19 protein-coding genes are annotated in these 12,973 nt (G+C 65.5%); 13 read left to right on the top strand and 6 right to left on the bottom strand.

Annotation, left to right across the window (positions count from 1 at the left end; translation table 11 throughout):
* From ACWDTP_RS32555 to ACWDTP_RS32535, 5 genes are all read left to right on the top strand, one after another.
* A partial coding sequence (locus ACWDTP_RS32555) for a VOC family protein (protein WP_450027343.1) occupies positions 1–279 on the top strand: 279 nt, incomplete at its 5' end.
* A gap of 48 nt (positions 280–327) precedes the next feature.
* A complete protein-coding gene (locus tag ACWDTP_RS32550; RefSeq protein ID WP_450027342.1) occupies positions 328–825 on the top strand; it encodes a hypothetical protein in 498 nt (165 codons plus the stop codon).
* Between the two features lie 119 nt (positions 826–944).
* On the top strand, positions 945–1,436 hold the full coding sequence (locus tag ACWDTP_RS32545) for an RNA polymerase sigma factor (RefSeq protein WP_450027344.1): 492 nt from the start codon (positions 945–947) through the stop codon (positions 1,434–1,436).
* On the top strand, positions 1,433–1,996 hold the full coding sequence (locus tag ACWDTP_RS32540; RefSeq protein ID WP_450027341.1) for a methylated-DNA--[protein]-cysteine S-methyltransferase: 564 nt from the start codon (positions 1,433–1,435) through the stop codon (positions 1,994–1,996). Before ACWDTP_RS32545 ends, ACWDTP_RS32540 begins: the two co-directional genes overlap by 4 nt.
* Complete coding sequence (locus ACWDTP_RS32535; protein ID WP_450027340.1) at positions 1,993–2,706, top strand: 2OG-Fe(II) oxygenase; 714 nt, start codon at positions 1,993–1,995, stop codon at positions 2,704–2,706. Before ACWDTP_RS32540 ends, ACWDTP_RS32535 begins: the two co-directional genes overlap by 4 nt.
* Positions 2,707–2,716: 10 nt before the next feature.
* Here ACWDTP_RS32535 and ACWDTP_RS32530 read toward each other — a convergent pair whose 3' ends face one another.
* Positions 2,717–3,373: a TetR/AcrR family transcriptional regulator gene (locus ACWDTP_RS32530; RefSeq protein WP_450027339.1), complete on the bottom strand. Its 657-nt coding sequence runs from the start codon at positions 3,371–3,373 to the stop codon at positions 2,717–2,719.
* 123 nt (positions 3,374–3,496) lie between these two features.
* On the opposite strand from ACWDTP_RS32530, the gene ACWDTP_RS32525 reads away from it, so the two are divergent.
* From ACWDTP_RS32525 to ACWDTP_RS32495, 7 genes are all read left to right on the top strand, one after another.
* A complete protein-coding gene (locus tag ACWDTP_RS32525) occupies positions 3,497–4,186 on the top strand; it encodes a hypothetical protein (RefSeq protein WP_450027338.1) in 690 nt (229 codons plus the stop codon).
* A complete protein-coding gene (locus ACWDTP_RS32520; protein WP_450027337.1) occupies positions 4,183–4,992 on the top strand; it encodes an SDR family NAD(P)-dependent oxidoreductase in 810 nt (269 codons plus the stop codon). Before ACWDTP_RS32525 ends, ACWDTP_RS32520 begins: the two co-directional genes overlap by 4 nt.
* A complete protein-coding gene (locus ACWDTP_RS32515) occupies positions 4,989–6,416 on the top strand; it encodes a cytochrome P450 (RefSeq protein ID WP_450027336.1) in 1,428 nt (475 codons plus the stop codon). Before ACWDTP_RS32520 ends, ACWDTP_RS32515 begins: the two co-directional genes overlap by 4 nt.
* A gap of 336 nt (positions 6,417–6,752) precedes the next feature.
* Positions 6,753–7,031 carry a hypothetical protein gene (locus tag ACWDTP_RS32510; protein WP_450027335.1) on the top strand — a complete coding sequence of 93 codons (279 nt, stop codon included), beginning with the start codon at positions 6,753–6,755 and terminating at the stop codon, positions 7,029–7,031.
* A complete protein-coding gene (locus ACWDTP_RS32505; protein WP_450027334.1) occupies positions 7,028–7,495 on the top strand; it encodes a hypothetical protein in 468 nt (155 codons plus the stop codon). The genes ACWDTP_RS32510 and ACWDTP_RS32505 overlap by 4 nt, the downstream gene beginning before the upstream one ends.
* A gap of 246 nt (positions 7,496–7,741) precedes the next feature.
* Positions 7,742–8,233, top strand: coding sequence for a hypothetical protein (locus ACWDTP_RS32500; protein WP_450027333.1), 492 nt, complete (start codon positions 7,742–7,744; stop codon positions 8,231–8,233).
* An 11-nt stretch (positions 8,234–8,244) separates the two neighbouring features.
* Positions 8,245–8,571 carry a hypothetical protein gene (locus ACWDTP_RS32495; protein WP_450027332.1) on the top strand — a complete coding sequence of 109 codons (327 nt, stop codon included), beginning with the start codon at positions 8,245–8,247 and terminating at the stop codon, positions 8,569–8,571.
* A gap of 4 nt (positions 8,572–8,575) precedes the next feature.
* Here the strand turns inward: ACWDTP_RS32495 and ACWDTP_RS32490 are convergent, their stop codons facing one another.
* Both ACWDTP_RS32490 and ACWDTP_RS32485 read right to left on the bottom strand, forming a co-directional pair.
* Positions 8,576–8,926: a hypothetical protein gene (locus ACWDTP_RS32490; RefSeq protein ID WP_450027331.1), complete on the bottom strand. Its 351-nt coding sequence runs from the start codon at positions 8,924–8,926 to the stop codon at positions 8,576–8,578.
* On the bottom strand, positions 8,926–9,153 hold the full coding sequence (locus ACWDTP_RS32485) for a hypothetical protein (RefSeq protein WP_450027330.1): 228 nt from the start codon (positions 9,151–9,153) through the stop codon (positions 8,926–8,928). Before ACWDTP_RS32485 ends, ACWDTP_RS32490 begins: the two co-directional genes overlap by 1 nt.
* Positions 9,154–9,188: 35 nt before the next feature.
* Between ACWDTP_RS32485 and ACWDTP_RS32480 the strand changes: the two genes are divergently transcribed.
* Positions 9,189–9,479: a tyrosine-type recombinase/integrase gene (locus ACWDTP_RS32480; protein ID WP_450027329.1), complete on the top strand. Its 291-nt coding sequence runs from the start codon at positions 9,189–9,191 to the stop codon at positions 9,477–9,479.
* A 4-nt stretch (positions 9,480–9,483) separates the two neighbouring features.
* Here ACWDTP_RS32480 and ACWDTP_RS32475 read toward each other — a convergent pair whose 3' ends face one another.
* From ACWDTP_RS32475 to ACWDTP_RS32465, 3 genes are all read right to left on the bottom strand, one after another.
* Positions 9,484–10,650 carry a hypothetical protein gene (locus tag ACWDTP_RS32475; protein WP_450027328.1) on the bottom strand — a complete coding sequence of 389 codons (1,167 nt, stop codon included), beginning with the start codon at positions 10,648–10,650 and terminating at the stop codon, positions 9,484–9,486.
* 140 nt (positions 10,651–10,790) lie between these two features.
* Positions 10,791–11,783: a hypothetical protein gene (locus ACWDTP_RS32470; RefSeq protein ID WP_450027327.1), complete on the bottom strand. Its 993-nt coding sequence runs from the start codon at positions 11,781–11,783 to the stop codon at positions 10,791–10,793.
* A gap of 38 nt (positions 11,784–11,821) precedes the next feature.
* Positions 11,822–12,799: an IS481 family transposase gene (locus ACWDTP_RS32465; protein ID WP_450027326.1), complete on the bottom strand. Its 978-nt coding sequence runs from the start codon at positions 12,797–12,799 to the stop codon at positions 11,822–11,824.
* Positions 12,800–12,973: the final 174 nt, after the last annotated feature.

The following is a 12,973-nucleotide window of genomic DNA, read 5'->3' as shown; positions in this document are numbered from 1 at the left end:
GCCGGTTTCCACCACCTGGTGTGGCTGCTCGACGGCGGCACCCTGTTCGGGATTCACCAGCACGACACCGCGGGCGCCGACGAACCGTTCAGCGAATTCCGGGTCGGGCTGGACCACGTCGGATTCGGCTGCGCATCGCGCTCCGACCTGCAGAGCTGGGCCGACAAGCTCGACGGGCTCGGCATCGAGCACGGCGGGATCGTCGATGCACCGTACGGTTCGGGGTTGAGCTTCCGTGATCCCGACGGCATCGCGCTGGAGTTCTTCGCCGCGGGCTGACCGGGTGCCACACCCGGCGCCGCAGATAGAATCCGACTCGGAGGAACCGTGAGAAACCTGGCTGTTGCGGTTGCCGGGTCGGCGGCGGTCGGATTCGCCATCGGGGCCATCCGGGCCGACGCTCCCCCGGCGGTCGCGGCCGCACCACCGGCCCCCGTGCCGGGCGTCTACGCGGTGACCGAGACCGCGCAACAGCTCTCCTGGGCGCCCTACGAGTGGACGCTGTCGGATTGCGGGCCCGAGTGCCTGCATGTGCTCTCGCATTCCTCGGACAACAACTGGCAGCTGGACCTGGCGTGGAGTCCGGCCGCGGACGGGCGCCGGGGCGCCTGGGTCGGTGAACGCACCAACCCGGGGATGGGCTGCCAGCTCGGCACTGCACGCGAACACCAGACCGGGCCGTTCACGATGAAATACATCATCCGGCCGGACCTGACCGGCTTCATCAACATGGGTTTCTCCCAGAACAATCCGTCCTGTGCGGGGGAAACCGACGCCAGAAGCCGCCAACTCGCGCTGCGCCGGGCCCCGAGCCGGTGGTCCTAGTCCGGATCGGTTCGGAGATTCTTCCCGGACCGGGCTCACGTTTCGCGGCCGCGCGGCGTCTACCGGGTGACAGTGTTTCGCCCGAGAGCTGAGGAGCAGCCCATGGATCGCCGATGCCCATGAAGGCGCCGTTCGAGACGATCGTCGACCGGCACGGCCGGACCGTACTACGGGTCTGCACATTCGTGCTGGGCGCCACCGATGCCGAGGACGCCTGGTCGGAGACGTTCCTGGCCGCACTGCGCGGCTATCCCGACCTGGCCGACGACGCCAATGTCGAGGCCTGGCTGGTCACCATCGCACACCGCAAATCCGTCGACGTTATCCGGAGGCGGCAGCGGGACGCGGTCCCGGTGGCCGACCTGCCCGAGCGGCGATCCCCGATCGGGGTGCCGGGAACCGACCATGACGATCTCGTCGACGCGGTCAAGGCGCTGCCGGCCAAACAACGCCAGGCCGTCGCCTACCACTACCTGGTCGGCCTGCCCTACGCCGAGGTCGCCGCGATTCTCGGCGGCAGCACCGACGCGGCCCGTAAAGCGGCGTCCGACGGAATCGCCACCCTACGAACGAAATACCCGGATGCACTCATGGAAGGAGAGCACCGATGAACGACACTTTGGCACGCCTGCACCACCGGCTGGAGGACGACGCGGCCGCGAACGGTCTGCTCGATGTCGCCTACACCACGATCGATACGCCGGTCGGGTCACTGCTGTTGGCCGCCACCCCGGCCGGGCTGGTGCGGGTGGCCTATGCCACCGAGGATCACGACGCGGTCCTCGAAGCGCTGGCCGGCCGGCTCAGCCCGCGGGTGCTGCGGGCTCCGGGGCGGCTCGACGCGGCCGCCCGCGAGATCGACGAATACTTCGCCGGCCGGCGCCACCGGTTCGACCTGCCGTTGGACTTCGCGTTGTCGAGCGGGTTCCGCCAGACCGTGCAGCGCAGGCTGGCGCACATCCCGTACGGGAGCACCGAGACCTACAAGTCGGTCGCCGAGATCGTCGGCAACCCGAAGGCCGTGCGCGCGGTGGGAACCGCGTGCGCGACCAATCCGCTGCCGGTGGTGGTGCCGTGTCACCGGGTGCTGCGCTCCGACGGCACGCTCGGCGGCTACATCGGCGGTACCGCCGCCAAGACTACGCTGCTGGACCTGGAGGGAGTCGCATGAGCGACCGCTGGGGCAACCGGGTCGAGAACGGCGACTGGGACGCCATCACCGCCGAGGTGGGCGAATACGGCGGCGCGCTACTGCCTCGGTTGCTCACCGACGCCGAAACCGCTGCGCTGCGGGCGATGTACGCCGACGACGAACGGTTCCGCAGCACCGTCGACATGGCCAGGCACCGGTTCGGCGAGGGTGAGTACCGGTATCTGCGTGCCCCCTACCCCGAGCCGATCGAGCGGCTCAAACAGGCTCTGTATCCGCGCCTGCTGCCGATCGCCCGGGATTGGTGGACCAAGCTGGGCCGCACCCCGCCATGGCCGGACACCCTCGACGAGTGGCTGCGGATGTGCCACCGGGCCGGGCAGGTCAGGTCGACGGCGATCCTGCTGCGCTACCGGACCGGGGATTGGAATGCGCTGCACCGCGACCTCTACGGGGACCTGGTGTTCCCGCTGCAGGTCGTGATCAACCTGAACCACCCTGATACCGACTACACCGGCGGGGAGTTCCTGCTGCTCGAGCAGCGCCCCCGCGCGCAATCCCGCGGCACGGCAGCACAATTGCCGTACGGGCATGGATACCTATTCACCACCCGGGACCGGCCGGTGCGCTCGGCGCGGGGCTGGTCGGCGGCCCCGGTGCGGCACGGTGTGTCGGCGGTCCGGTCGGGTGAGCTCACCACCCTCGCGTTGGTGTTCCACGACGCCGCATGAGGAGTTCCGGTCAGGACAACCGTCGGGCCTGCGCCACCTGAGCGGCACCGTTGCCGGTGATCATCCAGAGCGTCGCAATGTTCTGGACCAGTTCGTCTTTGGTGACCCGTGACCGGCCCTCAACGAAGGCCAGTATCGCATCGGCGGTGCCGCCGATGATGAACGCCGGCGCCACCTGAGCCAGCGGATCGGTTTCGAGTTCGACGTCGTGCACGGTGCGGGCATGCTCGATCAGCACACCGGTCAAACCGGTCATGATGTCCTCGCGGTGGTGTTGCAGTGCGGGCGAGATGGCCACCGTTCCCAGCAACACCTTCGACCGTCGCGGATCATCGGCCAGCGTGTTCACCAGCGCGCTGACCGTCGCCAGAGCCTGCGTCGCCAGCGGCTGGGCCGCGTTGGCCGCCGCAGCCTCGAGTGCCACCAGGCGTAACTGCTCGGCGATGTCGTCGACCACTGCGGTGGCCACCGCGTCGAGGTCGGCGAAGCTCTCATAGAAATAGCGCTTGTTCAGCCCGGCCGCCGTACACAGCTTGTCGACGGTGATGGCCCGCCAGTCGCCGACGGCCAGCACGTCCAGCGCGGCGTCGGTCAGCCGGGTTCGCCGATCGCGCCGTCGGGCATCGGCCGACCGACCGGCGTACGTGCGGGGAGCTGCATCAGACACCACGTGATCGTCGCACTTTCTCGTCATTTCACCGCCCTTGACAAGACTTCCATCAATCTGGCACCGTTTCGAACCAGATTTGTCTGGTACGGAATTGTGCCAGATAATTAGCGAAGGAGAACCGTGAACGCCTCCCCCCGTGTCCGTCCCATCGCCGAGGCACCGGCCGTTGCCGCAGGCCCGTCCGCGCTCAGCGACCTGCGCGAACTCGCCCGAGTGGCGCCGGTTCTGGCACAACGGCAAGGCTGGGACTACCTCAGGGAACTGGGTGAGCGCCGACGACACGACCAGCTCGCGGCACTGTTCGGTCGCGGCGACGCACCCGAAACGATCGACGGCGCACTGGAAGGCCTGATCGTCGGCGAGCTGTTCGGCATCCCCGAGGCACGTCTGGCCAACCCGCTCCTCAAGATCGAGCCGACCTGGCGCGGCAAATCCTTCGATCTCGCCGCCGGGACCGGATTCAACCGGCTCGCACCGATCGCCCGGCTCGCGATGCCGATCATCGCACCGGGATACCGCGGTCTGCGTCGGGTCGGCGCGGAGGTCAACGGTTTCCACTTCGACCATCGCCTCGACACAGCCGCGGCAGCGCCGTTCGTCACGGTGCGCGCATTGGACTATTCCGTCGCGGCCTACCGCAATCCGAGTGTGCGCACGTTCCCCATCAAACGCACTCGCGACGAGATCGTCGAGCTGACACCTGGTCTGTATCTGGGCCGGGCTCTGCTCACCATGCCGGACGGTGACGTGCGGCTCATCGCCTACTTCGCCCTGCGGGAGTTCAGCGACGAAACGGCGGGCGCGTCATGATCGACCTGTCGGGTGCGATCACGTGTGTCACCGGCGGCGCACGGGGCATCGGCCGGGCCACCGCCGAGGAGTTGGCCCGCCGCGGTGCCCGAGTATGGATCGGTGACCTCGACGCGGACGAAGCGAGGCGTACCGCTGACCAGATCGGCGTTCGTGCAGTCCATCTGGACGTCACCGATCCCGACAGCGTGGCCGCGTTCCACACCGCGGCGGCCGCCGATGGACCCGTCGCGATGTTGGTCAACAACGCAGGCATTCAGTACATGGGGCCGTTCGCCGAGCAGAAACTGTCGCTGTACCACCGTGAGGTCGCGGTGAATCTGGGCGGGGTGATCAACGGCATGCGTGAGTTCCTGCCCGGCATGCTGGAGCGCGATCACGGCCATATCGTCAACGTCGCCTCCATGGCCACGAAGGTGACCACGCCCGGGATGTCGGTGTACTGCGCCACCAAGTACGCCGTCGCGGCGCTGTCCCGGGCCGTGCGAGCCGAAATCGCGGGCACACAGGTCACTTTGACCACGATGTTTCCGACTGCCGTGCACACCGAGCTGACCGCGGGGGTGTCCCTGGATCTGTTACCGACCCGACAACCCGCCGATATCGCCGCGGCGATCGCCGACAGTGCCCGCCGTCCGCGCAACGAGGTCACCGTGCCGCGCTGGCTGGCCCCGTTCGGTGCGCTCGAAGAAGCGGCGCCCGAGCCGCTGCTGCAGCGCGTCAAACAGCTTGCGACGCTGCGGCGCCCACCCGGACACTACGACCCCGACGGCCGGCGCGCCTACCTCGACCGGATCGGCCGATGACCGTCCTCGACCCGGCGATCGCCAAACATCACCTGCAGGCCGCGGCCGCGTCGGTGACATCGCGCTACCCCAGCCGCGAGCACGCCCTGGCCCACCCGCCCAGGGGATCCGGGCTGAAACCGGTGATGGGCAACTATGGGTTCCCGGTCATCGGCCACATCATGAGCTCACTCGTCGACCCGTTGGATTTCGCACGCGAACGCTACGACCGCTACGGACCGGTGTCCTGGGCCGGCGGCGTCGGATTCCGCATCGTGCAACTCATGGGACCCGAAGCGCTGGAGGCGGTGTGGATCAACAAGGACAAGGCGTTCTCCAGCACCCGGGGTTGGGCGCCGGTGATCGGCCCCTTCTTCCACCGCGGGATCATGCTGCTCGACTTCGACGAACACCGCGATCACCGACGGATCATGCAGCAGGAGTTCACCCGTGACGCGCTCGAGGGCTACCTCGCGCTGATGCATCGAGGAATCGTCCGGACCGTCTCGGGTTGGCCTGCTGGCCAACGCTTTCCGTTCTACACCTCGGTAAAGCAGCTGCTGCTGGATCAAGCGGCCGAGGTGTTCGTCGGCGCCCACCTCGGCGGCGAATCCGACCAGCTCGCCGCCGACTTCCACGACACGGTCTGCGGCGGGCAGGCCGTCATCCGCGCCGACGTGCCGGGCGGCACCTGGGCGCGTGGGCTGCGGGCACGAGAGCGTCTGGAACGGTACTTCGCCGAGCAGCTCCCGGCTCGCCGTGCGGGCGACGGCACCGACCTGTTCTCGATGCTGTGCCGCAGCCGCAGTGCGGACGGGGACCGGTTCATCGACGCCGACATCGTCAATCACATGATCTTCCTGTTGATGGCCGCCCACGACACCAGCGCCATCGCCATCTCGATGTTGGTCTACGAGCTGGGCCGGAACACCGCATGGCAAGACGCTTTACGCGAAGAGGCGTTCGCCCGCCGGACCGACGAACCGAACCTGGACGACCTGAACCGCTATCCACTGCTGGATGCCGCGTTCAAAGAGAGCCTGCGGATGTACGCCCCGGCCGGCACACTGTTCCGCCAGGCCATCGAGGACACCGAGGTGGCCGGGCACTACATCCCGCGTAAGAGTCAGGTCGCCATCAACGTCTACGCCTCCATGCGGCTGGCGGACTGGTGGCCGGATCCGGACCGGTTCGACCCCGGTCGCTTCGTCGACGGCGCCGACACGAGCCCGCTACACCGGTACGCCTTCGCGCCGTTCGGCGGCGGCGTACACAAGTGCATCGGTCAGCAGTTCGCCGATATGAACGTCAAGGCGATCATGCATCAGCTGTTGCGCCGTCACGTGTGGCGCACGCCGTCGGGGTATCGCCCGAAAATGACATGGGGAACCGGCCCCACCCCCGCCGACGGCCTGCCGATTGTCATCCTCCCACTCGAGGGCTGATGGCCGCCGCCGGCCCACAGGGCAAACCGGAATACTGGCTTCTAACTGGAGTTTTGATGGTGGGCGCGGACAGTATCGAACCGCCGACCGCTGGTGTGTAAATGTGTATCGCTATGCATACGGGGTACCGTGCCGTGTCGTCTCGTTCACGAGATTCCCTCCAGCACAGCGGCTTTCATTTTTACAGTGTTGCATGGTGTCGGCTCGTAGTTGCATGTGTTGGCCAGTTCTTGGCCACACGGGGGGGTTCGCTCGATCAGCTGTTCGAACATCCATCGTGCCCCCACCAGCGGGGCGGGTAACCTTCTGCCATAGGTTGACCTGTGGGGGGATGACATGGCAAACGATATGAACGTCAATGCGGACGGCCTGCGGGTGGCTGCGGTCGCCAGCGACGACGTAGCCGCAGGGCTGACGGGCGCGCCGGTTGCTGCGGCGGCGGGCTCACGCCCGAGCAGCGCCGGGGTGGCCGCGCTGAACGCGGCCCTGGCTTCTGCACGTGGCCGCCAGTCGAGGCGTATGTCCGGCCAGGCCGACGACCTTTCTGTCAGCAGCGCACGATACGACACCACAGACGGGGACGGTGCTGGTGCCATCACGACGGTGAGCGTGTGAGCCCTGCCGCCAGCGGGTCCGGTGTGTCGCTCACCCGCTCGCAGATCGAAAACTGGGACACCTCCGACCTCACCACGGCGGCTGCGGCTTGGCGGCAGGCAGCGGCCGAATCCGAAGCGGCCTTCGACCAGCATCGTCAGAACGTCGCGGCACCCGGCGGCACCACCTGGGAGGGTGACGCCAAAGATGCCGCGCTGGACCGAGTGACCGCCGACCAGGCAGTGGTCAGCAGGCACGGCGAGGTGCTGCGTGCCGGTGCCAGCCTTGCCGAGGAGGGCCACCACGACATCCAAGCTGCCCGGCAGGATGTGCTGACAGCCATCAGCGAGGCCGAGGCCGATGGGTTCAAGGTTGCCGAAGACTTGTCGGTCACCGACGGACGCCGCTACGACATCACGACCATTCAGGCCCGCAACCGAGCCCTTGCCGAGCACGCCGAGGACATCCGCTGGACCGCGCAATAGCTCGCCCAAACCGACAACCTCGTAGGTCAACGGCTTGAGGACAAGGCTGCCGAACTCGACGGGATCCGGTTTGACGGCGACGGGCGCGAGGGCTCGGTCCAGCTGGTCGACTACACCGCGCCGCAGGCCCCGCAATTCCCCCTCCCGATCGACAGGCCGTGGGAATACAACCTCGACCTCACTAGCACCAGGAAGCTGGACCAGGAAGGCAAGCCCAGCGCGGGCACCATCGCCAGCATTGACGACGTGTGGAAAGAACTCAATCGCTGCTTCAACTGCAATTTTCCCATCGGCGGTGCGCCAAAAGAATTTCCGCGCGTTGGGGACAAGCTTCCGCTGTCGGTGGGCATGGGGAGTAACGGGCCGAACCTACCATTTCCGGTGGAGGTCACCCAGATCGACAAGACCGCCAGCGAGATAAACATCGAATTTAAGACCCTGCCTGGGCATGTAGACGGCGAGGGTTCGACCATTCACTTCCGGTTTTACGAGGCTGGTGGGGAATTGCACTTAGGCGTGCGCGGTGCGGTTGCCCACGGTCCAGGTGCCATAGACAGTTTTCCCAGAAGCCTCACCGCTCCGCTCGAACGTCTGGGCTATACGGCGGTCGGCGGTGCTACGTGGCAGCCCTACATCGACCGTTTGACCTCCAATATCGCAGCCGCCGAAGGCGTGCCGCTGGCGAGCATGCTTCCCGAAGTCGGCGGCCCCGACATGCCAAACGTCCTCCCCAGATAAGGTGATCAGCGATGACGCAGCAGCTTAAATCCGTCGCATTGCGGGTGGTCCTTTTCGCCGTTGGCGTCGGGATAGGAATGCTGCTATTTCTTGCGTCCAGCATGATGCTCGGCATGTTTGGCTTTCCGCCGGGTTACGCGCTCTACAACGGGTATTTTCTCGCCATTGTGGTGTGGCTGGTTATTGCGCTGGTCGCGTACTTCCTAACGAGAAAATGGGAGCCCGGCCCACGGTGGAATCTGGTCGCGTTCTTGACCGGCATCGTTGCTTTTTGCCTGGTGGGCGCGATTGGCGTGCTGGTAACCACACCGCAGTTCTTGATCTTCTGGCCTCACTGACAGGTCAGGCCCTGCGCCCCGGCAGCCTGACTACCTCGCAGCCGTCCACACCTGCGCTGGCGGGTTCGACCGGCCGCAGGCAGGGCACCCACGCCCCGCAGTGGTCGCAGCTGGTGAAGCTGCTCACCGCCATCCGGTCCAGGGCCAGGTCCAGCGCCTGGTGGTTGCTCAGGTGGCGCACCGCCGCCTCGACCTCGGCAGGCAACCACCGTGGCGGGGCGCAGCGTCCGCAGTGGCACCCGGCCAGCTGATCGGATAGCGCCGGGGTGGTCATGTCGGTGCGCAGCCTGGCCCGGCCCAGCTGTGCCAGCCGCCCACCCGAACCACTGGGAACCTGGCACGTGGCGGCAGTCATCACGCACCACCGCCGATCTTGCGCCGCTTCCATGCCGGAGGCGGGCCAAGTTTGCCTTCGCGGGCGCGGCGGGCGGCGTCCATCGGGGTGACGATGTGCATCTGGGCACCGGCCGAATGCACCAGTACGTCGTAGGCGACCACCGCAGCCGCTACCCGGTCAGGCTGGTGCTGGCCCGCCTCCCATGCGCACGCCTGAGCCTCGAAGTCGGGCAGATACCCGGCCACCCGGCACCGACGGAGGCTGGCCCGATACCGGTCTTGTGGCGGTCAATGCGGACGGCTCCCCCATCCGGCCCGAGACCTACAGCAAGGCGTTCGCCGCCCACTGCGTAGCGGCAGGGGTGCCGGTGATCCGGCTGCACGACGTGCGGCACACCGCCGCCACGATGCTGCTCGACGGCGACACCACACCATCGGCCACGGCCAAGTGGTTGGGCCACGATCCGGCCATCACTCTGCGGGTGTACGGCCACGTCTACGACGACGCACTGGCGTCGGCGGGCGATGCGCTGCTGGGCCGGTCACGTGCCAGCGGCAGTGACGACGCCTGACGACTCATTCCTTCGTGTCATCGTGATCGTCGTCGTCGGGCGGAATCTGCACTTCAAACTTGATCTGCCCGTGTTCGTCCAGATCATCCAAGGTCGGCGGTGCCTCCTGGAATTTCGCGGCGAACGACCGAATTGCTTTGCCGTAGAGGGACCGATCTATCACGTCGAACACCTTGCTTATGGGGGTGACGACCGCAATTCCCATGTTCACCAGCTCCGGCGTCACCACTGCCGACGTAATGCCCTTCTCCGCGGGGGCGGATTCGATGGGTGCATCCCAGTGCCCTTGGACCACGCCGAGCAGATAGAGCGCTGGCTTGTCATCGCCGCGTCGATATTGGCGAACATTTCCATCAAGCCGTAAGAGCCCAACGTCCACGAATACCGGCGACCCGCTCAGACCACCGACCGACCGCGACTCCACCAGGCATGCCTCAATTTCCCCGATCTGTGAGGCGACAGGATCCGTGGGCATCGCGCAGATGTTTCCAAACCGCATAATCGGCTCGTTACGTTGCTTGCCGTGGTGCCTGACGAACAGTCCGGCAAACGCAACCTCGTTCCCGATACCGATCTGCTCGGACGCGATCACTTCGGGCGTCGCCGCCAGCTCCGAACCAACACAGCGAATGTCGAACTCTGACGAGTTTGGCAGTGATTCCCATTGACAGAACGCAATGTCGATGACCTCCTCGGATACGTCTGGCTTCATCCACTTTTCGGCCTCGATTTCCACCAACCGGAACCCGCCATCCTTGGTGTTGACACGCAGATATGTCTTCCCGTCGTCGCTTCTCTGTTGGATGTTGGCCACCACGTGAAGCGCCGTCACCACGACGACCCACCGAACCGGCGGCGTTGCCAACCCGAGGAAGAATGCCGTGCCGACAGGCTTAGGTTCGCCGCCGAACGTGCCATAGACGAAGCAAACGCAGTCCCGGTATACGGGCGATATCAACATGAAGACATTGAACGCCGGGGCACCGACAGCCAACGGCGCCACCGGCAGCGGCGAAGCCTGATCCGTCGGCCAGTTCTTGGCCAGTCGGGGGTTCACCGGAGCGAAGCAACAAACCGGAAAACCGGCTTCCACCAGGGATTTTGATGGTGGGCGCGGACGGTATCGAACCGCCGACCGCTGGTGTGTAAAGGGACCGGAGAAAGTGAACATGCGTTCTACGGTGTCCACCGCGTGCAGGTCACGGCCAGTGTCCGTGTCTGCCTGATGTCGCCGTGTCAACGTCGTTTCGCCGCGTCTTGGCAACTTGGCGGCAACACCGCGAACGGGTGTTCGGGCCACTTGCCCCTCGGTCACTGGTGTATTCGCGGGACGGGGGCGAGAACCGCACCCGTGGCAACGATATCGGACTTTCCTCCGGTCAATATCACATTGGCGGCGTCCGTCTCGGTGCGCAACAGCTCGGGCTGGGCAAGAGCTGCCAGCGCGTCTACAACATCAACGACCGGGAATTCTCTGCGATCAGCAAGGTATCGGGCAACGGTCCTTGCTGACGGGCGAGGCAGGGCGACCGGCTTCGGCAGGGTGGCATCGGCCTCGATGAACGCTGTCATCACCTCCCATGCCATATAGAACGTCTCAACAAAACTTCCGTCATACGGCAGTGGACACACCACCAAGTTGTTCTGCTCATCCAAGCGCAGGGCGTCAGATTTCCCCTGGTCCGCAGGAACAATTCCGACCCGCAGCCCCTTCGCCCCCTGCAATGCGGAGGGGTTGATCTTGACCGATGTTCCCACCCAGTAATCAGTCGCGGCGGAACCGAGAAACAAATCGGCGCGCCACAACCCGCTCACGCTTTGCGGCAGCCCGCTCGATGCTCCCTTTCGACGGAAGGCTGCAGCAGCGGTATTCAGGTGACGCTTCAATTTCACCGGGCGTCCGCGTGATCCCGAGAGCAGCGACGAGTCATTAGTCAGCAGTTCTGATGCTGTGTCAATTAACTGTTGCGAACCTTGCTTCTCAGCGCCGAACAGAATCGAGTTACTGGGACCGCCAATCTTGCAGAGCTTGAGGGCATCCTGGACGCGCTCGCTGACGTCGGCGTGCCCGTTTGTGATCGCGTCGTGCACCGCGTACTCGAAGCAGATACCTGTGTCGCCGTCGCCTTTGCGGTGCAGGCGTGGCAACATCTTCAGCTTGACTTGTTCCCGCCCGCCAACCTCCTGCACGACATCGCCCTTCAACGAATAGAGGATGCCGATCAGGATCGGACGCACGACCGCCGTTATGGCCGAGACTTCGTCTGCAACGGGGTTTAGCTGTTCTTCGCTGCGGATTTCCACAGGACGCAACGCTACTGGTCCACCGCGACATAGATGGGCTAGTTGTAATTCCCGGCCAGGTTGTGAACGCGTAGGCGTTCGATGGGCGTGAGGCCTTTGATGGCGGTGTGGGCTCGGTGGTGGTTGTAGTGGTGTAACCAGTCATCGTAGGTCGCGGCGCGGGCTTCGTCGCTGCTGTAGGTGTGCGCGTAGGCCCATTCGGCGGCCAGGGTGCGGTTGAATCGTTCGACTTTGCCGTTGGTTTGGGGCCGGTAGGGACGGGTACGTTTGTGCTTGATGTCGGTGCCCAGTGCCTTCGCGAAAGCCTTTGATCGATAGCAGGATCCGTTGTCGGTGAGGACTCGTTTGACGACGATCCCGTGAGCGTTGAAGAAGGTGTTAGCCCTGGCCCAGAACTCCGATGCGCTCTCCTTGCGTTCATCGCCGAGAATCTCCGAATAGGCCAACCGTGAATGGTCGTCGACGGCGTGGTGCAGGTAGGCATAACCGCGGCCCTGCTTCTTGTTGTTGCGGTTTCCGATGGTGCGGCCAAGCTTGCGGTGTCCACCACCGTCGGGAATGCGGCCCAGTTTCTTGATATCGACATGCACCATGTCTCCGGGTTTGGGGTGCTCGTAGCGGTGCGGTGTGGGCCGGCGTACCGGCAGGCCGGTGTTCTGGTCCAGATGGCGCAGCAGCGGCATTCGGTAGCGACGCAGTACTGCCTCCACCGTCGAACAGGCGATCTTCAGGTGCGCGGCGATGCGGGGTGCTCCCCAGCGGTTGGTGTACCGCACCTTGATGATCCGGCGTTCGCGGCGAATCGGCAGCTGGTGGGGGCAATGATGCGGGCGGCTGGACACATCGCCCATCGCGGCCTCCCCGCCGTCGCGGTAGCGGTCGGCCCATTTCTTGGCCGTCGCCGGTGAGCAGTTGAACCGATCAGCGGCCCGGCGCAGGGTCCAGCCGTCCTCGACGACGCATTTGGCCAGGGCCAGACGGCCCCGCGGGGTCAGGAAGGCATTACGGTGAGTCATGAGGGCCTCTTGGTAGTCGGCGTGTGTGTGGTAACCACACCGATACCGGAGGCCCTCACCTGTTCATAGGCCCCACGCCGTTCACAACCTCCCCGGGAGTTACAGCTAGTTCACGACCCGGTGACGGCGCTCATCGAAAATCCCCGGCTGTGCTCGCCGAAATTCCTCACCTGT

The organism is Mycobacterium sp. NPDC003449 (assembly GCF_053588415.1).
This window is presented reverse-complemented; position numbering and strand designations above follow the sequence as displayed.